The 24,050-nt window shown below is 62.0% G+C and carries 13 protein-coding genes; 6 read left to right on the forward strand and 7 right to left on the reverse strand.

Going from position 1 to position 24,050, the window contains the following annotated elements; genetic code table 11:
• Nucleotide 1 precedes the first annotated feature (1 nt).
• Together A3AI_RS0122555 and A3AI_RS0122560 are read right to left on the reverse strand one after the other, a co-directional pair.
• On the reverse strand, nucleotides 2-955 hold the full coding sequence (locus tag A3AI_RS0122555) for an ABC transporter permease (protein WP_024517751.1): 954 nt from the start codon (nucleotides 953-955) through the stop codon (nucleotides 2-4).
• A gap of 171 nt (nucleotides 956-1,126) precedes the next feature.
• Nucleotides 1,127-2,800, reverse strand: coding sequence for an ABC transporter substrate-binding protein (locus A3AI_RS0122560; protein ID WP_024517752.1), 1,674 nt, complete (start codon nucleotides 2,798-2,800; stop codon nucleotides 1,127-1,129).
• A 211-nt stretch (nucleotides 2,801-3,011) separates the two neighbouring features.
• Here A3AI_RS0122560 and A3AI_RS0122565 point away from each other — a divergent pair, with 211 nt between their 5' ends.
• Nucleotides 3,012-4,607, forward strand: coding sequence for an ABC transporter substrate-binding protein (locus tag A3AI_RS0122565; RefSeq protein WP_024517753.1), 1,596 nt, complete (start codon nucleotides 3,012-3,014; stop codon nucleotides 4,605-4,607).
• Between the two features lie 170 nt (nucleotides 4,608-4,777).
• Here A3AI_RS0122565 and A3AI_RS0122570 read toward each other — a convergent pair whose 3' ends face one another.
• Together A3AI_RS0122570 and A3AI_RS45420 are read right to left on the reverse strand one after the other, a co-directional pair.
• Nucleotides 4,778-7,006, reverse strand: a complete 2,229-nt coding sequence (locus tag A3AI_RS0122570) for a CHASE2 domain-containing protein (protein ID WP_024517754.1) — start codon at nucleotides 7,004-7,006, stop codon at nucleotides 4,778-4,780.
• A 123-nt stretch (nucleotides 7,007-7,129) separates the two neighbouring features.
• Entirely contained in the window at nucleotides 7,130-14,062 is a 6,933-nt protein-coding gene (locus tag A3AI_RS45420) for a FecR domain-containing protein (protein WP_024517755.1), read from the reverse strand.
• Between the two features lie 607 nt (nucleotides 14,063-14,669).
• Between A3AI_RS45420 and A3AI_RS0122585 the strand changes: the two genes are divergently transcribed.
• The 5 genes from A3AI_RS0122585 to A3AI_RS0122605 all read left to right on the forward strand — a co-directional run bounded on the left by A3AI_RS0122585 (nucleotide 14,670) and on the right by A3AI_RS0122605 (nucleotide 19,958).
• The gene (locus A3AI_RS0122585) at nucleotides 14,670-15,467 is read left to right on the forward strand and encodes a transglutaminase-like cysteine peptidase (protein WP_024517757.1); all 798 of its coding nucleotides are present in this window, start codon (nucleotides 14,670-14,672) and stop codon (nucleotides 15,465-15,467) included.
• Nucleotides 15,468-15,571: 104 nt separating this feature from the next.
• Nucleotides 15,572-16,687: a lysozyme inhibitor LprI family protein gene (locus A3AI_RS0122590; RefSeq protein ID WP_024517758.1), complete on the forward strand. Its 1,116-nt coding sequence runs from the start codon at nucleotides 15,572-15,574 to the stop codon at nucleotides 16,685-16,687.
• Nucleotides 16,688-16,986: 299 nt separating this feature from the next.
• Entirely contained in the window at nucleotides 16,987-18,654 is a 1,668-nt protein-coding gene (locus A3AI_RS0122595; RefSeq protein WP_024517759.1) for a methanol/ethanol family PQQ-dependent dehydrogenase, read from the forward strand.
• Between the two features lie 15 nt (nucleotides 18,655-18,669).
• Nucleotides 18,670-19,017 carry a c-type cytochrome gene (locus A3AI_RS0122600; RefSeq protein WP_036049153.1) on the forward strand — a complete coding sequence of 116 codons (348 nt, stop codon included), beginning with the start codon at nucleotides 18,670-18,672 and terminating at the stop codon, nucleotides 19,015-19,017.
• A 65-nt stretch (nucleotides 19,018-19,082) separates the two neighbouring features.
• Nucleotides 19,083-19,958, forward strand: a complete 876-nt coding sequence (locus tag A3AI_RS0122605; RefSeq protein WP_245286934.1) for a substrate-binding periplasmic protein — start codon at nucleotides 19,083-19,085, stop codon at nucleotides 19,956-19,958.
• 102 nt (nucleotides 19,959-20,060) lie between these two features.
• Here A3AI_RS0122605 and A3AI_RS0122610 read toward each other — a convergent pair whose 3' ends face one another.
• From A3AI_RS0122610 to A3AI_RS0122620, 3 genes are all read right to left on the reverse strand, one after another.
• Entirely contained in the window at nucleotides 20,061-21,263 is a 1,203-nt protein-coding gene (locus A3AI_RS0122610) for an ABC transporter substrate-binding protein (protein WP_024517762.1), read from the reverse strand.
• An 86-nt stretch (nucleotides 21,264-21,349) separates the two neighbouring features.
• Entirely contained in the window at nucleotides 21,350-23,188 is a 1,839-nt protein-coding gene (locus A3AI_RS0122615; protein ID WP_024517763.1) for an AMP-dependent synthetase/ligase, read from the reverse strand.
• A gap of 77 nt (nucleotides 23,189-23,265) precedes the next feature.
• Nucleotides 23,266-24,045, reverse strand: a complete 780-nt coding sequence (locus tag A3AI_RS0122620) for an ABC transporter ATP-binding protein (protein ID WP_024517764.1) — start codon at nucleotides 24,043-24,045, stop codon at nucleotides 23,266-23,268.
• Nucleotides 24,046-24,050: the final 5 nt, after the last annotated feature.

Raw genomic sequence — 24,050 nt, forward strand, 5'->3', positions numbered from 1 at the left:
GTCACCCTCTCTTGATGCGCGGATCGATCGCGGCCTGCGCGATGTCGACCAGGAGATTGAGGATGACGAAGAACAGCGCCAGCACCAGGATGGTGCCCTGCAGGAGCGGCAGGTCGCGCTGAAAGATCGCGGAATTGAGCAGAAGACCCGAACCCGGCCAGGAGAACACGGTCTCGATCAGGATCGAGCCGCCGAGCATATAGCCGAGCTGCAGTCCCATCACCGCAAGCGCAGTCGGTGCGGCATTCTTCACGACATGCTTGAACACATCGAGCTCACGCAGGCCCTTGGCGCGCAGCGCCTCGACAAAATCCTGGCTCAGGATGTCGCCGGTCAGCGCGCGCACGGTGCGGGTGACGATGCCCATCGGAATCACCGAGGTCGTGATCGCCGGCAGGATCAGATAGCGGATATGCTCCCAGTCCCAGCCCCAGGCACCAGAGCCGCCGGGGCCGGCGCCGACCGCGGGCAGCCAGTTCAATTCCACCGAGAAGATGATCACCAGCACCATGCCGAGCCAGTAATGCGGCACCGAGACGCCGGCAATCGCGATGGACGTCGCGAGCTTGTCGACCCAAGTGTCGCGGAAATATCCGGCAATCAGCCCGAAGAACAGGCCGAAGGAAAAGCCGATGGCCGCAGCCGCGATCGCCAGCGTCACCGTGTTGCCGACCGCGCGGATGACTTCGGAGAGCACCGGACGCCCGGTGGCGATGGAATGGCCGAGATCGCCATTCACCGCACGCCACATCCACAGGCCGAATTGCACCGGTAGCGGCTTGTCGAAACCATAGGCTGCGCGCAGCTGGTCGGCGAGTTCCTGCGAGGCATCGGCCGGCAGCACCGCGACCAGGGGATCGCCGGGCGTGATGTGCACCAGCATGAAGCAAACGAGCGCCACGCAGATCACGATCGGAATGACATAGACGATGCGTCTCGCGATATAGAGAAACACGGGGTCACCTTAACTTGGTGCATTCCGTCATTCCGGGATGGTCCGGAAGAACCGGACCCGGAATCTCGAGATTCCGGGCTCGATGCTCGCGCATCGCCCCGGAATGACGGGGCAAGACATGGATGCCCGGGTCAAGCCCGAGCTTGACGAACGAGACGGCGGAACCACCACTCACTGCATGGCGATCGGCGAGAAATCGACGAACCAGCTCTTCGGCTGCACGAAATTCTTCACCTTCGGGCTCATGGCGCGGGGTGCGACATCATGCGCGACGTAGAGGAAGGCCGCGTCGTCGACGGACGCCGCATGCAGTTCGGCGAGCGCCTTGTCGCGTTCGGCCGGATCGAAGGTCTGGCGCGCCTTGGTGACCAGCGCATCGAACTTGGGATTGTTGATGTAGCCCCAGTTGTTCGACTTCGGCGGCGCCATCGACGACTGCAGGAAGCGCACCAGCGCGAAGAACGGATCCATCGCCGCATAGGTGACGTTGGTGGCGTTGGCGCCGTTCGCCGACGGATCCTTGGCCCCACGCCGCCAGTTGGTGAACAGCGTGTTCCACTCGATGACGTCGAGCTGCACATCGAAATAGCATTCGGCGAGTGCCTGCTGCAGATATTCGTTCATCGGCAGCGGCAGCATCTGACCCGACCCTGAAGCCGAGGTCTGCACCTTGACTGCAAGATGCTTGTTTGGACCATAGCCCGCCTCCCGCATCAGCTTTTGCGCAGCCTCCTTGTCATACTTGATCTCAAAAGTCGGATTGCCGCGCCAGGGATGGCCGGGCTCAAAGGTGCCGGTTGCCGGCACCATCAAGCCAGCGAGCAAACCGTCCTTCAGCCCTTCGCGATCGACGCAGAGATTGGCCGCTTTGCGCACACGGATGTCGTTCCACGGCGAGCCCTCGACGCGCGAAAACTGCCAGGGCCAGACATGCGGCTCTTCATTGGTATAGAGCGCGAAGCCGCGCTGCTTGATCTCAGGCAGCGCATCCGGCGCCGGCGCCTCGACCCATTCGACCTGCCCCGAGAGCAACGCCGCGGTGCGTGCATTCGCCTCCGGCATCGGCAACAACACCATGCGGTCGACGTGGGGAATGCGCGCCTTGTCCCAGTAATTGTCGTTCTTCACGAGCTCGAGCCGCTCGCGCGGCGTGAAGCTTGCCATCTTCCACGGACCGGTGCCCGAGGCATCGCGCGCGAAGGCCTCCCACGCGGCCTGCGATTTCGCTTTCGCATCAGTGCCGGAGGCGGCGTCATAGAACTTCTGCCACTTGGCCGGGCTCGCCATGAAGAGATTGGTGAGATTGATCGGCAGGAAACTGTCGGGCTCGGTGGTGGTGAGCTCCACCGTGAGGTCGTCGATCTTGCGCGCTGACGCCAGCGTCGGCATGCGCGAGGCGGTGACGCCGACCTGGCTTGCATCGAATTGCGGCGCGCCCTGCTTCAACACCTTGTCGACGTTCCAGACCACTGCATCGGCGTTGAAGTCGCTGCCGTCGTGAAACTTCACGCCTGGGCGCAGCTTGAAGATCCATTTGGTCTTGTCGGAATCCTCGACCTTCCATTCGGTCGCAAGGCCCGGAATCACCACGCTCGGCTTGTCGGCCGACGACAGGTCCCACATGGTCAGACCATCATACATGGTGACACCGGTGAAGCGGTTACCTTCAAAGCCCTGATCGGGCTGGCCCAGCGTGCGCGGAATATCGGCAGCTGTCATGCCTATGCGCAGCACAGTCTCCGCGGACGCCCCTCCCGGCCCGCTCAACGCCGCCACCATGGCCAGCGCGAGGCCCGCAAACACTGCGCGGTTTTTCCCGCTTTCCTTGGTTTTCTGAGAACGCATCGCCGCAAATCCTCTTGGCTTGGATGATTAAAAGTTATGCAGTCGTATGCAATGGCTGTGCCAAGGGTTGGCCTTGTCCGAACAAATTGCCCCTGACATCACAACTCTTTGTGCGTTGCCGTGACACGGGAAGATGGTGCCCAATCTGGCATCAGGCTTGCAAGCTTAGGCCGAAAGCTAAGCCCTTCCCGTAGCCAGCGGAGCCTAATTTATGCGCCACCGAATTTCGATGCTTTTCGCCATGTTCGCACTGGCGCTGTCCGCCGTTGCTGCGCACGCGGAGACCGTGGTGCGCTACGGAATCTCGATGGCCGACATTCCGCTGACCACCGGCCAGCCCGACCGCGGCGCCGGCGCTTATCAGTTTACCGGCTACACAATCTACGATCCCCTGGTTTCCTGGGACATGAGCACGGCCGACAAGCCCGGCAAGCTTGTGCCTGGACTCGCCACCGACTGGAAGGTCGACGACAAGGACAAGACCAAGTGGATCTTCACCTTGCGCAAGGGCGTGAAATTTCACGACGGCAGCGATTTCGATGCCGACGCGGTGATCTGGAATCTCGACAAGGTGCTGAACGACAAGGCGCCGCAATTCGACAAGCGGCAAAGCGCGCAGGTGAAGACCCGCCTGCCCTCTGTTGCAAGCTATGCCAAGATCGACGACGACACGGTCGAGATCACGACCAAGAATGTCGACTCCTTCTTCCCCTATCAGATGCTGTGGTTCCTGGTCTCGAGCCCCGCGCAATACGAGAAGCTCGGCCGCGACTGGGACAAGTTCGCCAGCCAGCCCTCCGGCACCGGCCCGTTCAAGCTCACAAAGCTCGTGCCGCGTGAGCTCGCCGAGCTCTCGAAGAACGAGAATTACTGGGACAAGAACCGGATTCCGAAGGTCGACAAGCTGGTACTGATCCCGATGCCGGAGGCGCTGACCCGCACCAATGCGCTCTTGGCGGGACAGGTCGACCTCATCGAGACGCCGGCGCCGGATGCCGTGCCGCAGCTCAAGTCCGCCGGCATGAAGATCGTGGACAACATCACGCCGCATGTCTGGAATTATCACTTGAGCGTGCTGCCCGGCTCGCCCTGGACCGACATCCGCCTGCGCAAGGCGTTGAATCTAGCGATCGACCGCGACGCCGTGGTCGGGCTGATGAATGGCCTGGCAAAGCCCGCCAAGGGACAGGTCGACCCGTCGAGCCCATGGTTCGGCAAGCCGACCTTCGACATCAAATATGACCTCGCCGCCGCCAAGAAGCTCGTCGAAGAGGCCGGCTACTCCAAGGACAAGCCACTGAAGACAACCTTCATCATCGCGCAAGGCGGCACCGGGCAGATGCTGTCGCTGCCGATGAACGAGTTCCTGCAGCAGAGTTTCAAAGAGATCGGCATCGATATCGACTTCAAGGTGGTCGAGCTGGAGACGCTCTACACCCACTGGCGCAAGGGCGCCGGGGACGAAATGAATGCCGGCATCACCGCCAACAACATCGCCTATGTTACCTCAGATCCCCTTTACGCCATCGTGCGCTTCTTCGCCTCCGACCAGATCGCGCCCGTCGGCGTCAACTGGGGAGGCTACAAGAACCCCAAGGTCGACGCGCTGATCAACGAGGCCAAACAGACCTTTGATCCCGTCAAGCAGGATGATCTGATCGCGCAGGCCCATGCGCTTGTCGTCGACGACGCCGCGCTGGTCTGGGTGGTGCACGACACCAACCCGCACGCGCTATCCCCGAAGGTCAAAAAGTTCGTGCAGGCGCAGCACTGGTTCCAGGACCTGACGACGATCGGGGTGGAGTGAGGCGCGGCCAATTTGGGCGTCGGAGCCGCATAACCGCTGTGATGCCCGGGCTTGACCCGGGCATCCACGTCTCTCCATTGCGGGCACGACGTGGATGGCCGGGACAAGCCTGGCCATGACGGTGGAGTGGAAGCTAAATCGCCGCCTGTCGTCAGGGTGAGCCAATCAGCCTACTTCGTCAGCAGCGCAAAGGCGCCGTTCCAGTCCTCCGGCGGCGGGTTTTTCTTGCAGTTCACGATGCGCGCCTCGTAGAGGTTGAAGAGGTAGCCAAGCGCGTGGACCTCGTCGCTCTTGCGGCCGCGCTCGATGGCATTCAGCGCGCCCTCCCAATCGCGGTTGCGGTAGCATGCGAGCATCTCGACGGTGAGATTGCGCAGGCGCTGGAAACTCTCGGAATGCGCCACATCCTCGCGCCCGGCGACAGCGTAGATCACCTCGGGCTCCTTCTTGCCCTTCACCATGATGAAGTCGAGTTCGAGGATCGCGAACTTGTCTTTCGCGGCGAGCGCCGTCTTCGAGCCGACGATGATGGGGAAGCCGTATTCCTTGGTCTGCCCTTCCAGGCGTGAGGCGAGGTTGACGGCATCGCCCAGCACCGAATAGTTGAACTTCAGGTCGCTGCCCATGTTGCCGACCACGCCAGCGCCGGTATTGAGGCCGATGCCGACATGGATGGGGATGTAGACAGGCCCGCCGTCCTTGGCCTCCTGCTCGCGCACCTGGTTCAATTGCTCGATGCATTCAAGCATGTCGACGGCGGCCTCGCAGGCGTTGATCTCGTGCTGCGCGTCGTCGAGCGGCGCGTTCCAGAACGCCATGATGGCGTCGCCCATATATTTGTCGATATAGCCTTTGCGCGCCAGAATGGCATTGGTGAGTGGAGTGAGAAAGCGGTTCATCAGCCGCGTCAATCCCTGCGGATCGCGCTTGTAGGTCTCCGAGATGGTAGTGAAACCACGCACGTCGGAGAACAAGATGGTCATCTCCCGCTCCTCGCCGCCGAGCACGAGCTTTTCCGGCGATTGCGCCAACTGTTCGACCAGGGCGGGCGACAGATACTGGTTGAAGGCCGAGCGGATCTGCCGCCGCTGCGCCTGCTCGCGGACGAAGCTGGAGAAGATCAGGGTGAGGTAGATCGCCGTGGTCGAGAGCAGCGGATAGGTGAAATCGAGCAGCAGCCGATAGTGCTGATAGAAATACCAGGACGTTCCGATCAGAAGGCTCGCGAACAACGCGCCGACCAGCACGAGCGTTACCGGCCCGAAGCCAGGCGCGAATGCGATCACCAGGAGGCCCAGGATCATTGCTGCCAAGAGCTCCACCGCGATGGCGTAGCTGGGCTGCGACACCGCGGCGCCTGTGAGCAGGCTCTCCAGCACCTGGGCGTGGACCTCGACACCGGGCATCACCGGCGACACCGGCGTGGTCTTGATATCGTGCAGTCCGACCGCCGAGGTGCCAATCAGCACCAGCTTGCCCTTGATCCTGTCGATCGGCGCGCTGCCGTCGAGCACGTCGACGGCGGGGACATAGATCGAGGGGTCCTGACGAGCGAAATGAACCCAGAGCTGGCCGTTCCCATCGGTCGGGATCTCCAGCTGCCTGAGCTTGATGCTCTTGATACCGGCCTTGTCGGATCTGATCAGCACCGTCGGCGTTCCGGTGATGACCCGTAATATTTCGAGACTGAGCGAGGGCATCATCGCACCTTGCGCGCGCACCACCATCGGCACGCGGCGAATGATGCCGTCGCGCTCCTGCACAATGGTGACCACGCCGCGACCGGCGGCGGCCTTCTCGAGCACCGGGATGTTGCGCAACAGGCCCGGAAATTCGGGCAGGAATGGCTCGATGTCCTCGCCAAGCGAGGCAAAGCCCGTCACCGGGAGGTCCTTGTCGAGCTGTGGCTCCGCGCCGGCGAGGCCGGTCTCGCCGAGCACCACGCGAGAGCGACGAATGGCGTCGGCCAGCACCTGGTCGTTGCTCGGCAGCTCGCGCAGTTTGGCGCGACTGACCTCGTCGAGATCGCGCATCGATTCGGCCGCGATCGACGGATTGAGCCGGTCGGGCTCGGAGAACACCACGTCGAAGGAAATCGCCACCGCGCCGAGATTGGTGAGGTTAGCGACCAGGTCCGCGAGCTGCGTTCGCGGCCAGGGCCACTGCCCGAGCTTGGCGAGGCTTTTCTCGTCGATGTCCACGATGGTGACGGGCCGGGCTGTCTTCACCCGGGGATCGATGCGCTGGAACGTATCGAAGATGCGAACGCGAAGCTCCTGGACGGGGCCGGGATCGAGCACGCGCAGTGCGGCAAAGCCGATCAACAGCCCAAGGCAGAGCAACCGCGAATAGCCGAACTTCCGCGAGAACCACCGTCGCAGGCTTCCGAGGCGTTTCATGCGTCGTTCAGACTTCCATTGGGATGGCCGGTTCCGGCAATGCTTGCATGCTCGCGGAGCCTAAGGCATCGCAATTTTCGCGGGTTGTCCAGACCTGTCTTCCGCGAAAATCGCGTCGACAGCCTAAAGGCCGGTATGCGGCGTCACGATGAAATCGCCGGCATGCAGATTGGCGACGAATACGTTCTTGAGCAGGATCGTGTCCTGACTGTCGATCGTGAGCAGCGTGTCGTTGCCATGCTGGGTGGCAGTGGCAAGCGCATCCGCCGTCGTGCTGATATTCGTGAACTGCCGCAGGTCGATCGTATCCAGGTTGACGTTGAAATCGGTGATCGTGTGTTGCACCGCCGCAGGCCCGTTGGTCGGCGCGAACACGAACTGATCATGGCCGCCATTGCCGGTCAGGGTGTCGCTGTTACCCGTTCCGAAGATGACGTCGTCGCCGCTGGTCCCCTGCAAGGTGATGTGCGGGCCCTGGCCGGCCTGGTTGAAGACAAAATGCACGGTGTCGCTGGCACCGAAATTGTCGGTAACCGTCACGTTGATCATGTCCGCCTGCGGCTGCGGCGTGCCGGGATTGTAGGTGATGCCGGAGGCAAGCTTGCTGTTGATGTCATCCAGCGTGCCGGAGCCGGAGGACGGAGAGATGGTGCTGTCAGGTGCTGCTTCCGTGCTTGCGGACAACGAAAGGCTCGCCGCCGAGGCCGGGTCACTATCCGACACCTGAAGACCGAAAATCGTATCAGTGCCGTCCTTGTTCTGCTGGATGCTGAAATGGGTCGTATCGATCACAGGATGGTTCAGCACGGTATCGGTGCCGCCATTGCCGTTGTCGGCGACCGCGAACTTCGTATCGAAGTCGCCGTCGAGCTTGCCGTTGATGGTAAGCTGGTCACCGGACCGGTAGCCCGACGAAATCCAGATGAAATCGGAGTGCTTGAGACCCTCCGAATCGACACCGAGCAGCGTCAGCACGTCGCCATGGCCGAAATCTGCGACGGTGTTGCCGTTGACATAGGTGATACTCGGCTTGCCGTTGAACCCATCCAGCTCGATCTTGTCGCCTTCGCTGTGGGTGAAGGTGCCGGTATCGCCTTGGTCGAAGTCGGTGATGGTGACCGCGCCGTATCCCTTCTGGTACTGGAACAGGTCGCTGCCTCCGCCGCCCGTCAGCGTGGTGTGCTCACCAGCAGGGGCGCCGACGCCAAAACTGTCATTGCCGGAGCCGCCGATGAAATCATACGCGAATGGCCCGGTGAGAGCCTTGAGGGGCCCCTTGACGCCGTGGGCATCGAGCTGGACGTCCGCCATCCAGATCCCGGCGTCGACGGAGAGGCCCGTGAAATTCGCCAGCGCGACCGGTTTCGCACCAGTCTTGAACTCCTCAAAGGAGGTGATGGTGCCGCCGGTGATGTCGCGGCCGTCATAGGTAAAATTGCTGCCGGTGACGACGAACTCGACGTGGTCCCTGGCATCGACCACCGTAAAGGAGGAACTCCCGCCCGGCCGCACGGTGCCGGCGCCCATCAGCGCCAGAACATCATGGTGGATGAAATCCATGCCGGTCGCCGTCTCGACCGTGATGGTGATGGTCGGCGTCTGCACCGCGCCAAGATCGTTGATCGCGCTCTGCGGACCGGCGGGACCGCCGGCAAACGTCGTCTCCAGGCGCAGATCCTGGTTCTCGTCCGCCACGACAGGCGTGTAGCTCGAGTGGCCGTTGCTGCCGTTGGCCTCGGTCCAATGGACACCGTCGCTGGAGACCTGCCAATCATAGGTCACGTCGGAGACGGGGCTGCCACCCTCGGTCACGCCCGTGACATGGATGGTCCTACCCTCCGACGCACTCGAACTGTCGAGCGTTACGCTCAGAGCGGCCTGCACCGTACCGGCGGAAACGATGCCCGTCTCCCGATTGCCATTCGCATCGGTGAACGACAGGGACACCCGCAGCTGTTGGCCATCGTCGGCGCCGACAGGCGCGTAGCCCGACTGGCCGTTGCTGCCGTTGGCCTCGTGCCAGTGCACGCCGTCGCTCGACACCTGCCAGTCATAGCTGACGCCGGTAACCGCGGCGCCGCCGTCCGTGATCGAGACCGTCAGCGCGTCGCCCTCGTCCGCATTGCCGTTCGCATCGAGGCCTGCGATGACCCCCGGCACTTCCTTCAAAGTGGTGCCGTGCTGAGAGGTCCCGTCGTCGCCGAGGATCCAGTGCACCCCGAGATAATCGCCCACGAGCTTGATGTTCGAGACATCGAGGCCGTTGACGAGGACCGAAAGAATCCCGCCGGCGGCGTTTCCCGAATAGCTGACGGTCACGTTGCAACCGTAGGAGATGTCGGCCAGATCGATCGTGCCGTCGTCGAGCCCTTTGATCGTCCCGGTAAAGCTCTCGGCATGATCGAGCACGAGCGTGCCGGTGGCCTCGGCTTCGAAAATCACCGCGGTCGCTGCATAGGCGGTCGCCCCGCTCGCGCCGAGTTCCACCGTCGATGAGCCTGCGATCTTGACGTCACCCGCAACCGAGCCCGCCAAATCGAGCGAGCCGCCGGTGACGTTGATGCTGCCGCCATCCTCGGTGATGGCGGCCGTGATGACGTTGCTGCCCGCGACGCTGTCGAGCGTGCCGCTGATGATCAACGTGCCACCCGAGATGCCGGAATGATCGAGGTCGAGGGTCGAGCCGACGCCGACCGTCACCGTTCCGTCACCGCTATTGTCGATCGTGCTCGAGATCAGCTTCAGCGTGCCGCCGCCGATTGCGCCAATGGTGCCGGTATTGCCGACAGTCTCGCCGGAAATGTCGAGCTCGCCGCCGTCGGCTTCGAGCCGGTTGGAATTGGTCAGCGTACCGGGATCGATGGTCAGCGTGCCGCTGAGCGCCGCAATCAGTCCGTCATTGGTGATGGTGGCGCCGTCGATCGCGCTGGTGCCGGTGGAATTGATGGTGCCGTCATTGACCACGCTGCCGCCGGTGATCGTGCTTCCGTCCAGCGCCAGGACCGAGCTCTCGTCCACCTGGACCAGGTGCGAGTTTTCGACCGTCACGCCGGACAGCGTCGCGCCGGTGGTCGATACCTCGAGCGTGCCCGCGCCGCCGATGTCGAGATGACCGCCCGCGATCGACGTGCCGTCGTCCAGGATCAACGTAGCCAACTGTTCGGCAAGATCGACATGGATCGTGCCGGCGGAATTGTCGACTGCGACGCCGTCGAGGGTGGCGCCGGTGGAGGCCTCTATATAGATATTGCCCGCGTTGGTGAGCTCGCCGCCGACGATGGAGGAGGTGTCGTTCAGCGTCAGCGACCCCGTGCTCTCCACCGTCTCGGCGTTGCCCTCGCCATTGGCGATGTTCGACGCATCCTTCAGTGTCAGCGCGCCGATGATGTCGATCGCGCCACCGCCAGTATTGCTGACGGTCTCGCCATCCAGCACATTACCGGCGCCGGAGACGTTGATCCGTCCGAAATTGCCGAACGAGCCGTTGCTGATGACCGCTGCGCCGCTCAGGTCGATGGTGCCGCCGTCATTATTGATAACCGCGCCGCCGGTGATGGTGGCGTCGTTGACGCGGAGAGACGCGGAATCATAGACCGTGATGGTGCCGCTTATGGTGCTTGGGCTGCCATCCTCGCCCGTCGCAGGAACCGTGACGCTGTTCGTAACGGTCGTGCCCTGGTCGATCAGCAGCGCACCGCCGGCCTGGACCTCGAGCGCGTTGTTTTTGAATGTCTCATTGTCCAGCGCGTTGCCGGCACCCGATACATTGATTTGGCTCAAATTGGAGAGCCAGCCGCTCTCGAGCACGACATTTCCGGTGAGATCGATGATGCCGCCGGCATCGTTGTTAACGGCGCCGCCATCAAAGGTCGCATCGTTCGATATCAGCGTTCCGTCGACATACACATCCGGATTGGTGATCGTCGAACCGTAATCGATGGTCAGCACGCCGTGCTGCTCGACCGATATCCCCCCAAGACCTGAGATCTTCTCATTGTCGATCGAATTGCCGAGGCCATATGCCAGCACGGATCCGGGGTTCTGCAGCGTGCCGTTCTTCAGTACACCGCCGCCGTTGAGGTAAATGAGGGTTCCGTTTACAATCAGGCCACCATTGATGGCCGCATCGTTCAGGACAAGTTCGGCGCCTTCGAGTGGGTCGAGTTTGATGGTCCCGGAGTTGGAAACCGTCGAGCCCTGATCAATTGTCAGCGTGCCCCAAACGATCTCCAGCGTCCCCTTGTTGATGACAGTCTCGCTATGCATCGCGACAAAGGGACCGGCGACGGTGACCTGACCGCTATTGTCGAGCGTGCCATTTTGCAACCCGGTAGAGCGCAGAAATTCGAGAGTGCCGGGAGTCCCCCCCTGCTCCGAAGGGCCGTTGATCGAAACCGTTCCGCCATCGATCGTTCCAGCGGTCGTAGCGCTGGATTCCAGCGTGAGAAGCGCACCGGCGTCGACGGTGATCTGTCCGTAGTTGGTGACAGTGACGGCCACAATCAGTTGGCCGCCAGAAACTTCGATCGTGCCTCCCTCGTCATTGGTGATGCTGCTGGCACCCTCGAACTCGCCGCCACCCTGCAGCATCAGCGTGCCGGAATTCTCCAGCACGCTCTGATCGTGGAATGTAGCCAGGCCGCCAAAAGTAAACGTGCCGGAATTGACCAGCTGGCTCGTGTCATAAAAATCCGCCGTGCCGACGCTGGCCGTGCTGAAATTCTTGAAGATCGAGTCTGCGTTCAGCGAGAGCTGACCACTGACCGTTAGCGAGCCCGAATTGTCCAGCTCCGGCGAGCTCGAGCCGGCGTAGTCCGAATAGTCATTCATCGTCAGCGAGTGGGCGAAGGCCGCTGTCTTCTCGTCGATGGTGACGGGGTAACTGGGCGTGAGCCCGATCAGCTGATCGGTGATGATCTTGACGTCGTCGCTCGCAGTAGGAGCGCTGCCGGTTTCCCAGTTCTGCCCATTCGACCAGAGATTGTTCGGCGAACCGTCACCGTCGGTATGAATCCAGACCACGGCCGGACTGTCGGTGCCGGTGATCTTGACGGTAACGGTCTGCTTGGAGGTCGCGCCTTGCGAGTCCGTTACGATGACCGTGTAAGTCACCGTGAGCGTTTTCCCGTCGGGGATGAAGTCCGCGATATAGACCGGAAGAGCCGCCAGCTGCCAGTCGATGACGCCGGTACCCGTGCCGGTGCTATCGGTTCCGATCGATGCCGTAAAGGTGGTTGCCTTTTCGAGCAGATCGAGCGGCCCCTTCGGAACCTCCGTCCCATCGGACATCACCGCGCTGGTGAACTTGACGGCCACCTTGTGGGCGTCGTCGAGGTCGACATCGGTAAAGGTCAGCTTTCCCGTGGTCAGATCATTGAGCGCACCGCCGTCGACATTGGTGCCGCCGGAGAAGGCGATTGTCTGCGCGCTGGTGGTGATGACGGGCGCGTCGTTGGTGCCGGTGACCGTGATGGTGATGGGGATCGTGGCGTATTCGTCGTTCGGCGCGTAATTGTTGTCGACCCGGACGTTGTAGGTGAGCACCAGCGTCTCGCCGGCAGCGAGGAAGTCGAACGCGTTGTCGGCGACGCTGTAGGTCCAGGTTGCCGAGCCGTTGTTGTTGTTCGTGGATGCCGGTACCACATTGATGGTGACCCCGGCCCCCTGGAGGTCATTAAGCTCCAGCTTGCTCAGCGAGCCGCTGACCAACTGAGCCTTGCTGTCGACCACCGCACCTTTGTAGTTGATGTGATCCAGCGCGATCGACACGGTCGGCTGATCACCGGCGTTGGGGTCGGTGAACCTGATCGTGCCGCCGACTGTATCGACATTGCGGTCGGTCGGACCGGTCTCGCCCGGAAGCTCCGTGAGCGCAAAGCTTGTGGCCAGATCGCCGTGGGAGTCCAGGACCCTGACCTGCGGCGGTCCGGCGATATGCAGGATACTGGGCGACTGCGTGGTTGGATTCTGGCCCGGCGACGAATTGCCGGTGACCGACGTGACCTGGAAGATCGGCTGCGCCGTATCGTTATTCGCGAGCTTGATCACTGGCCCGAACAGCAGCGGGTTGGTCGAATCGGTCTGCGCCGTCGTCGTCTTGGGATTGGTGTCGTTGGCGCTGAACTTCAGCGTGAACACATCCTGGATCAATTTCTCCACATCGGGCGACAGCGGCGCGCTGCTCTGGCTGATGATGCCATTGGAGATGTTGATCTGCTGGCCGGCCTGGTTAACGACCGCGAGCGGCTGCAGCGTGGTCTTGTCGAACAGGATGTAGGAGCCGGTGGTCCCATCAGGCTCGACCAGCACCTGGAATTTGGCGTCCGGCGTGTCGCCTTGGCCCGGAATGGTGAAATCGATCTCGACCAGCACCGCAGTGCCGCGGATGCCCATGGTGGCGACCGGCGTGTCGACCTTCATGTCGCCATGCTTGGCGGTTTCGCCCGCGACAAAGGTAATGGTGCCGGCAACCAGGCTCAACAATGACGAATTGTTGCTGCCGTTTGGGTCGTAGACCATCTCGTTGAGCACCATCCTCGCATTCGAGGATAGGCCGAACACGGTGCCGTCGATGAAGGTGACGCCGAGCGTGGAATCGGAGCCGGACTGGACGACGTCGCCTTTCTCGACATTGTCGCCCATGTTGAGAATGATCGAGACGCCGTTGCGGATCGCGGTCGCGCTGCCTGCGAGCTTGGTGACGTGGCCGATGACCTGGCCGGCTACCGCCGCGCCGCCGGCCTGCGCGACATCGACCGAGCCGGTCAGCGCATTGACGATATCGCCAGTGAGATGGGCCCCGTCGGGCGAGGCAATCGCCGCGCGTTTGTCGCCCTTGAAATAGTCATGAAGGACGAGCTCGTGGTCGTCCTTGTGCAGGATCAGGTCGAGGCCGGACCGCTTGAAATCCGCATGAAAAAGAAACTGCGCGTCGGGAACGATAATGGCGTTCGCCGGCGCATGGCCATGGACAGAATCGACGTGAACATCGGAATGCGACGCCTCGCCCTGGCCAGCAGAAGAAATCGTGGCGTCAAATTTGCCAGCGTAATTCAATAGGCACCGCAATAAGGTTAATATCTACATAAAAATTGGCGAGGAATGCTTACATATCATTGGAAGCGCCGCTGCGGAACCATCTTCAGCTTGTATTAGGGATGAGAGGTAGGTACTAAGATTTCAATCTATTCTGAAACATCACGTATACAATAAGGTATTTTTTGATGATATTTTAAGCATGCAAAGGTATTTGCATGAATGAAAAAAGCAATATTATGTAATCCAACGTCTAGATTTAATAGCGGATACTTCGAAGATCTTTCCTCGGTCCACTCCAGCGGGATAGTGCCCCATTTTCCGCGCCACAATTGTGAACCCGATAACAAATCCTTTGAATCACGGACGTTAGCCATAAGCTGCGGAAGTCGACGCAAGCACAACCAATGCGGGTATTTCCTGATGCTTCGCAGCAACGCTTGCCAAAATTGTTAAAATTGTCCCCAACGGCCCAAGGCGGATTTCAGCCTGTTTCGCGCTTTCCGTGTCCCCTCGGCCGGTCTTAAGCAGATGAAAAGCCGCCTCCCCGATCATCTCCCACGAAGCGATCCGGCTACGCGCGGGCACAACAAGAAGGCCTCGCCGATGGCACGGACAGGGGTGTCAGATGGGGATTCTCAGCCGTCAGCGTGTTGCACGCGTGGCCGCACTCGCGTGCGGCCTGCTCAGTTTCCAGACCGCGAGTGCCTTTGATGCGGCCGTGCCGCTGCAACTTGGCCCGCAGCTGCGTGCGGTTGCTTCCAGCGAGCCGTTCGGCCTGATCGCGATTCCCGTAAGCGCGGGCTCCGTCCATGACAAGTGGAGCATGCTCAAAGGCAAGCTCGACGATGAGCGGGTGCAGCTCGCGCTTTGCGACGGCGACCGCGACGGCTGCGCCTCCGACGCCGCACTGCAATTCCTGGCCATTGTCGACACCGGCCGTGCCCGCGAGGGTCGCGCTCGCCTCGGCGAGATCAACCGCGCCATCAATCTCGCCATTCGCGCAGCGAGCGATCTTGCAGAATATGGCGAGATCGATGTCTGGAGTTCGCCGCTTGCGACCTTCGCACACGGCGCCGGCGATTGCGAGGACTACGCGATCGCCAAATTCGTAGCGCTCCGCCAGGCCGGTGTGCCGGCCGAAGATTTGCGTATCATCATCATGCGCGACATTTCCCACGGCGAGGACCATGCGGTCGCGGCCGCGCGGCTCGATGGACACTGGCTGATGCTCGACAATCGCCACATGGCCATGGTCGAGGACGCCTATGTCCGCAACTATCGGCCGCTGTTCGCGATCGGCGAGACCGGCCTGAGCCGATATGTCGATCAGCCGCTCGAAGCCCGCGCAACCGGTCGCAACATCGCGCCCTCTCCCGCGGTTAACCCTATCGCTCAGCCCAGCCTGATCACCGCGTCGAACTAAGGCCGCGGCAGCCGCCGCAACGCGGCCAAAATCTCGTTTCGCTGCAGCTTGTGGGAAGCTAGCATGGCGAAGCGACAGTCTTGGAAGCGGGGGCCTTTCTGCACATGCGGTCTTTTTGGCTGGCCATCGTGGCGCTGCTGTCTGGCCTTGTGTCCGCGCTCGGACAGGATTCGCCGGACCAGGATCGCTCAATCGGGGAAATGCTGCCGCTGTTTGCGCAGAACCATTGTGAGCAGCGGCGCGAGGCGGCCAATCAGCTGTTCTGCGGCGATTCCGAGCTCAACGCCATCGGCACGAAGCTCGCAAGCGCTGTTGAAGCACGCTTGAACCGCCTGCCCGATCGTCTCGTCGCAGTCGAGGAGAACGCCGAATGGGCCAGGGACCGCAACCTGAGCTGCGGCATCTTCCCGGGCGAGGCGGTTCGTTTCGCCGACATCGCGCCGATCAAGGCCTGCCTGTTGAAGGAGACGGAAGAGCGGATTGTCATCCTGCGCGATCCGAATTTCGACTGTCTGGCCTCGAACACCGCCGCGGGCGCGCTGATCTGCAGCGATCCCGCGCTCGCTATCGCCGAAGGCGAGCTCAACGATCGCGTGCTCGCGCTGATCGCGCGGCTGAACGACAGCGACGCCAAGAACGCCTTCGTCGAATACGCCAGATGGATCAGGGAGCGTGACCGCAAATGCGACCTCGCCGGCAAGGAGAACGTTCCGCTGGAGGAGCTCGAGGCCGCCGCGGGTTGCCTTGCCAGCGGGCTCGCCAGCCTGGCGACCGAAGTGGCGGCAGCAGGGGACGAGCCCGGGAAACTCTTCGGCCACCGCGCCCTCGCACTACGGCCGAATGCTGACGCCGTCGACATCTGCGTGGCGCAGATTCACCTCGCCAACGCGTGCGGGGACTTCCTGCGGGTGAGGCAGGTGCGCGAGATTGGAAGCGACGTGACCGACAAGAGCGCAAATGTGACCGCCGAGGTCGAAATGGTCGTGCTGGCGCCCTTCACGGAGTGCAGCCCGGTTGCCGCGAGCTGCACCGGAACCTGCTGGGATGCCAGAGCCGGCAGGCCCAAGCCCCCGCCAGGGACCCGCAACAGTTTCGTAGTGGCGCACCGGATCAGGATCGAGAGGGCCTTTGCCCTGCAAAAGGGCGATGACGGCAGCTGGCGCTGCAATGCCATGGCACTCGCGCCTGTCGACGCCGGCATTGCGGCGGGCGGGCCTTGAAGTTTGCAAGGGGGCACTGTCATTGCATGGCGATGCGCTGGCATCGAGCTTTGATGTGGACTCGCACAGCCGAGAATCTCGGGATTCCGGGTCTCGTGCTACGCGCGACCCCGGAATGACCAGGCGGCGGAGCCGTCACGCCACCCGCCAGCATTTTTCATTTGGCGAAAAAATGACATTACAAATCTTCTCTTTTTGATTTCAGTTCGACCGTTTGATTGACGCCATCACTTCCCCGCGACTAGCATCGCGCACGATCCGCTAGAGATCGCCAAAGAGACTGTCATCGGAGGAAACGAATGAACCGCATTGCGATTGCGGCCTGTCTTGTCGCGCTCGCACCGTTGGGTGCGAATGCGCAGACAGCCGATCAGTTGGTCAAGGGCGCGACCGACACGTCGAACGTCCTGAATTACGGCATGGGCTACAACCTGCAGCGGTTCAGCCCGCTGACGCAGATCACCAAGGACAACGCCAAGGATCTGGTCCCGCTGTGGAACTACAGCTTCGCCGACGATCGCAGCGAGGAATCCCAGCCGCTGGTGTACCAGGGCGTGGTCTACGTCACCACCCACAATGCCACCATGGCGATCGACGCCAAGACCGGCAAGCAGATCTGGAAGAGCAAGGTCGAGTATCCGGCGGAGACGCCGCGCATCGTGTGCTGCGGCATCATCAACCGCGGCGCGGCGATCCAGGACGGCAAGCTGTTCCGCACCACGCTCGACGCCAATGTCATCGCGATCGACATGAAGACCGGCAAGGAGCTGTGGCGGCAGAAGGCGGCCGACATCAAGGAAGGGTACTCGATGACGGTCGCGCCGCTCGTCGCCGACGGAGTGGTGCTGACCGGCATCTCGGGCGCCGAGTTCGGCACTCGCGGCTTCATCGACGGCTGGGACCCGGAGACCGGCAAGCATCTCTGGCGCACCCACAGCGTCCCGAGCCCGGACGAACCCGGCGGCGACACCTGGAAGGGCGACACCTGGAAGCTCGGCGGCGGCTCGACCTGGATCACGGGCTCCTATGACCCCGAGCTGAACACGGTCTATTGGGGCATCGGCAACCCGGGCCCGTTCAATTCGGCGGTGCGGCCGGGCGACAATCTCTACACCTGCTCGGTGCTCGCACTCGAGCCGAAAACAGGCAAGATCAAGTGGCACTACCAGTTCTCGCCGAACAACCCCTTCGACTATGACTCGGTCGCCGAGATGGTGCTCGCAGACATGAACGTCGAGGGCAAGCCGACCAAGGTTTTGATGGATGCCAACCGCAACGGCTTCTTCTATGTGCTGGACCGCACCAACGGGAAACTGCTCGCGGCCAACCCCTATGTGAAGGTGAACTGGGCGACCGGCATCGACATGAAGACCGGCCGGCCAATCGAGACCGACGTCAGCAAGGATGCTCGCGAGGGCAAGAAGGTCACGGTCTATCCGTCGATCCTCGGCGGCAAGAACTGGGAGCCGATGTCGTTCAACCCGCAGACCGGGCTCGCTTATGCCAACACGCTTCTGATGGGCGGCCATTACAAGACCGAGCCTGCCACCTACAAGGCCGGCGAATGGTATCTCGGCATGGACCTGACCGACCTCTGGGACTGGGGTAATGGCCCGCGCGGCGCGCTCAGGGCGATCGATCCCATGACCGGCAAGGCCAAGTGGGAAGCGCCGAGCGACATTCCGCGCTTCTCGGGCGTGCTGTCGACCGCGGGCGGGGTCGTGTTCTCCGGTCAGTTGACCGGCGAGTTCGAGGCGTTCGATGCCGACACCGGCAAGAAGCTCTGGCAGTTCCAGACCGGCTCCGGCATCGAAGGACAACCCGTGACCTGGCAGCAGGACGGTGTGCAATATGTCGCCGTAGCAAGCGGATATGGCGGCGTCTACTCACTGTTCTCCGGTGACGAGCGGCTGGCGCAAGTGCCGGCCGGCGGATCGCTGTGGGTATTCGCGGTCAGGCCCAAGTAAGACGGTTCGCGCGTGATGGATGTACGTTTCGGCTGGGCGGCGGCATTCGCCGCCCTTGCAGTTCTGTCGCTTGCGCTTGCGATGCCGCAACGCGCGACAGCCCAACATGCAGGCGATGAGCAGGCCAAGATCGATGTCGGAAAATTGACCTTTGCCGAGAAGTGCTCGCACTGCCACGGCCCCAACATGGTCAACTCCGGTACGATCACGCCGGACCTGCGCCGGTTTCCTGACGACCAGCAGCGCTTCATCACCACAGTGAAGCAGGGCAAGAACAACAGAATGCCGCCCTGGGGCGACATTCTGAGCGACGACGATATCGCCAGTTTGTGGGCCTATGTGTCGAGCCGGAGAAGTCAATGAGGACCGCGACGAAAGCGATCGGGGCGGTGGCGCTGCTGGCGACGGCGCTCACGGCATTGTCGGTGATGCCGGCCACAGCCTCGGATGAAGTCCTCAAGATTTGCCTCGACGAGGACCTGCCGCCGCTATCCTTGCATCGCCGCGGCGCGCCGGACTCCGGCTTCGATGTCGCGCTGGCGCAGGCGATGGCAAAGGAGCTCAACCGGCCGCTTCAGATCCAGTGGTTCGAAAGCAAGCTCGACGAGGATTCGAGCCCGGCGCTGGAAGCGAACGCGCTGCTGTCGGACGGCCGCTGCGCGCTGATGGGCAGCTACGCGCTGACAAAGGACTCGCTCGTCGTCCCGGGCGTGAAGACGGCAAAGCTGCCCGATTTCGCCGGCGCCACGCGCGACGACCGCCGGCGCCGCATCCCCCTCGGCGTGCTCACGCCAAGCCAGCCTTATGTCTACTCGGCGCTGACGGTCGTGCTCGGCGCCAAGGCGCGGGATCGCCATATCAGCGATATCGGCGATCTCAACGGCCTTCGGATCGGCATCGAGAGCGGCACGCTGGCGGACGCCATCCTGATGAATTTCCGCGGCGGACAGCTGATCGACGAGATCACGCATGTGGTTCCGGGACGGCAGGACCTGCTCGGCGCGCTCGAGCATGGCGAGTTCGATGCCACGCTGTTGGATTTGCGCCGCTTCGACGCCTATCGCACCGCGCATCCGGATACGACGCTTGCAGCATCGGGCTACTACTATCCGATCGGCGCCAATCGCGGCTATGTCGCGCTGGCGAGCGATCCGGCGCTGCTCGCCGCAGTGAACAAGGCGCTCACCGATCTTGCGGCGAAAGGCACCATCGTCGAACTCGCCCGCGACGCCGGGCTTACCTATCTGCCGCCACGCGAGCCGATCGTGCTCGGGGATGTATTGCAGCAGATCTTGCAGAAGTGAGGAGTGCACGGTCATTCCGGGCTGGTGCGTCAGCACCAGACCCGGAATCTCGAGATTCCGGGTTCGCCTCTTCGAGGCGCCCCGGAATGACGGTGCGGGCAATCAAAACATCAGATTATCCTTTACCAGGACCCAACGCCCGTTCTTCACCTGCTGCACCTGGGTGATGGTGTTCGCCAGATGATCGGTCTTGGAGAACTTGGTCGGCGGCGAGCTGAAGATGTCGTTGAACTTCTCGCCTGATTCGAGCGAGTCCAGCACCTTCTGCCCCGTGAGGTCCTTGCCCGCCTTCTGCACATAGAAGGCAAAGGTCTCGATCGCGTTGTAGCCGATGATCGCCTGTGTATTGGCGTCGGTGCCGAACATCTTCTTGTAGTTGACGAGCCAATCCTTGACCTTGCCCTTGGCCGTGTCCTCGTAAGGAATCTCGAAGCCGGAGGCCGCATAGAGGCCCTCGACCGCATCCTTACCCAACGTCGGCACTTCCAGCACGTTGGTCGGCGTAGCGCCGAGGAAGGTAACGTCCCAGCCGAGCTTCTTCGCCTCGCTCATCGCACCAATGGTCTCGCGGATCACGGTGCCAAGCACCACGAGGTCGCAGCCGTCCGCCTTCATCTTCGCGACCTGCGCGCTGAAATCGGAGGCGCCGCGCTTGTAGCTTGTGACTGAGGCTGCATGGATCTTCATGGCCTCGAGCTGCTGGTTGAAGCCGTCGAGCACGTTTTTGCCGTACTCGTCATCCTGGTGCATGATGCAGGGCTTCTGGAAATGCTTCCAGTCCATCATGTATTTGAGCGCGGCGCGCGTGCTCTCGACATAGGGCAGGAGGTTGTTGAACTTCAGCCGTTCCTGCGGCTTGTTTGGATCGAACTTGAAGGTGAACTCGGCGGCGGTGAGCGGAAACAGCTGCAGCACGCCGGCATCGAACAGGATGTCCTGCGCGGCGAGCACGGTGGGCGAGCCCATCGGGCCAATCATGGCAAAGATCTTGTCGCGCTCGACCATCTTCTGCGAGGCAAGCACTGCCTTCTTCGGATCGTAGCCGTTGTCTTCGAGGATCATCCGCAGCTTGCGGCCGTTGATGCCGCCGGCGGCGTTGATCTCCTCCACCGCCATCTTCATGCCGTTGGACACCGGCACACCCCACACCTTGATCGGACCCGACAGATCCTGGTGCGTGCCGATCACGATCTCGTTGGCCGAGATGCCCTCATTGGTGACTTTGGTCGCCTGTGCGAAGGCCGGTCCGCACGCCAGCGCCAGTGCGCCGAAGGCAAGACCGAACGCCCCGGATGTTCTAGACATTCCATTCCTCCTCTTCCCTGTGCTTGCTTTTTCTCCGGCCCTTTTCTCGACGAAGGCGTGGGCCTTCCGATTCTTCGTCTTGTTGGTCACGCCACCGCGCGGTCGCGATACATCGCGTCGATCTCGGCGGCGTAGCGCTGGTTGACGAATTTCCGCTTCAGCTTCATGGTCGGCGTCAGTTCTTCGTCCTCCGGCGTGAGCTGACGTTCGATCAGGAAGAATTTCTTGATGGTCTCCACCTGGGCGAAGTTGACATTCACCGCCTCGATCTCGCGGCGGATCAGGTCCTGGATTTCGACCGCACGGCAGAGGCTGGCGTAATTGGTGAAGGGAATGTCATGGTCCTGGGCGAACTTCTCGACATTCTCCTGATCGATCATGACGAGGCAGGTGAGATAAGGCCGCTTGTCGCCGATGACGACGGCGTCGGAGACGTAAGGCGAGAATTTCAGCTGGTTCTCGATCTCCGACGGCGTGATGTTCTTGCCGCCCGAGGTGATGATGATGTCCTTCATCCGGTCCGTGACCTTGACAAAGCCCTCATTGTCCATGGCGCCGACATCGCCGGTATGCAGCCAGCCACGCGCATCGATAGTCTCCGCGGTCTTTTCCGGCTGATTCAGATAGCCCATGAACAGGAAGTCGCCACGGATCAGGATCTCGCCTTGCGGCGAGAGCATGACTTCGCCCCATGGCACGGCCTTGCCGACCGAGCCGAGCTTGATTTCACCTGTTGGCATCAAGGTCGCCACGCCGCAATTCTCGGTCTGACCATAGACTTCGCGCAGGTCGATGCCGAGCGCGAGATACCAGCGGATCAGGTCCGGTGAGATCGGGGCAGCCCCTGTGAAAGCGACGCGACAGCGGTCGAGCCCGATCATGCGGCGGATGTTGCGGAACACCAGCCAATAGGCGATGCGGTCGGCCAGCTTCAGCCATGCCGGCGGAGTGTCGCCCGCAAGCTTGTACTCGGTCATGCGATAGCCGACGGCCATGGCGCGGCGATAGGCCCAGTTCTGGAACGCGGTTGCGTCCTTCAGCGCGATGGTGACGCCTGAATAGAATTTCTCCCAGATGCGCGGCACCGCGAGAAACAGCGTCGGCTGCACCTCGCGCAGGTTGTCGGGCACCGTCTCCGGGCTCTCGGCAAAGTTCATCACCGAACCCAGCGCGAGCGAGGTGTAGTAGCCGCCGACGCGCTCGGCGACATGGCAAAGCGGCAGGAACACCAGTCGCTCGTCATGGCCGGTCGACGGAAAGAGATCATTGGCGTGGAGCATCTGATGCACGACGCTGCGGTTGGCGTGCATCGCCCCCTTGGGCGGACCTGTAGTGCCGGACGTATAGACCAGGATCGCGAGATCATCAGGCCCGCGGCTTGCGATCATGTCCTCCCACAGCGCCTCACGGCCCTGTCTTTGGTTCTGCCCGAGCGCCATGAATTCGGCGAGCGACATCACCATGGGATCGGAGAACCCGGACAGGCCCTCCATGTCGAACACGACGATGCGCTCCAGCGCCGGACAGCGCGAGCGGCACACGAGCAGCTTGTCAAGCTGCTCCTCGTCTTCGGCAAACACCACGCGGGTGCGGGAATCGTTAATGAGATATTCGACTTGTCCTGCCGAGTCGGTCGGATAGATGCCTGAGGAGACGCCACCGGCGCAGAGAATGCCCATGTCGGCATAGACCCATTCCGGCACGGCATTGGCCATGATCGAGGCGACGTCGCCGGGGCGGAAGCCGATCGCATTCAGCGCGTAGGCGATGTCTTTGGAGATTTCCAGCCATCCTCGCCAGCTGGTCGGCTGCCAGATGCCGAATGTCTTTTCGCGGATCGCGGGAGCATCGCCGCGCGTCTTGACCGCCAGCACAAAGCTCTTGGCGATCGTGTCGGCGACCGTCAGCACTGCGGATTCCGCCATGCCCGTTCCTCCTCTCCGCACCCGCTTCGCAACGCCGGCTTTGCGACCGGTCTTTTATCGGCGAAGCAGTGTCATATTTAACGCCACGTTTTCTTCTTTTTCCAGCGCCGTTCGCCGCGCGCACCGGCTTCCTTGGCGCCAAGGTAGAATTCCTGGATATCGGCCGACTGCATCAGCCGCGCGCAACTATCGTTCATGACGATGCGGCCGATTTCCAGCACGTAACCATAGTGCGCCGTCTCCAGCGCAACCTTTGCGTTCTGCTCGACCAGCAGGATCGAGACGCCCTGCTCCTCGTTGATCCGCCGGATGATCGCGAAGATCTCTTTCACCAGGATCGGCGACAAGCCCAGCGACGGCTCGTCGAGCAGCAGCAACACAGGCCTGTTCATCAGCGCGCGGCCGATCGCGAGCATCTGCTGCTCGCCGCCGGAAAGTTGGCCGGCCGGCTGGTCGAGCCGCTCCTTCAGCCGCGGGAAATAGCCGTAGACACGTTCGAGGTCTTCCGCGACGCCTTCGCGATCCTTGCGCGGGAAGGCGCCCATCATCAGATTCTCGCGCACCGACAGGAACGGAAAGACCTCGCGTCCCTCCGGCACGTGGCTCAGGCCCAGCCGCACGATCCTGTCGGCCTCCATGCGCTGGATCGGCTGACCCAGGAACTCGATCGAGCCTTTCTGCGGATCGAGTATGCCGGAAATCGTCTTCAGCACCGTAGTCTTGCCGGCGCCATTGGCGCCCAACAGCGTCACGATCTGCCCGCGCGGGACCTCGAGACTGATGCCGCGAATCGCCATGATCGGCCCGTAATAGCTCTCGATATTGCTGAGCTTGAGGATGATGTCGGGCGCGCTCATGCGTT

The sequence above is a fragment of the Bradyrhizobium sp. Tv2a-2 genome (assembly GCF_000472425.1).
Taxonomy (GTDB): domain Bacteria; phylum Pseudomonadota; class Alphaproteobacteria; order Rhizobiales; family Xanthobacteraceae; genus Bradyrhizobium.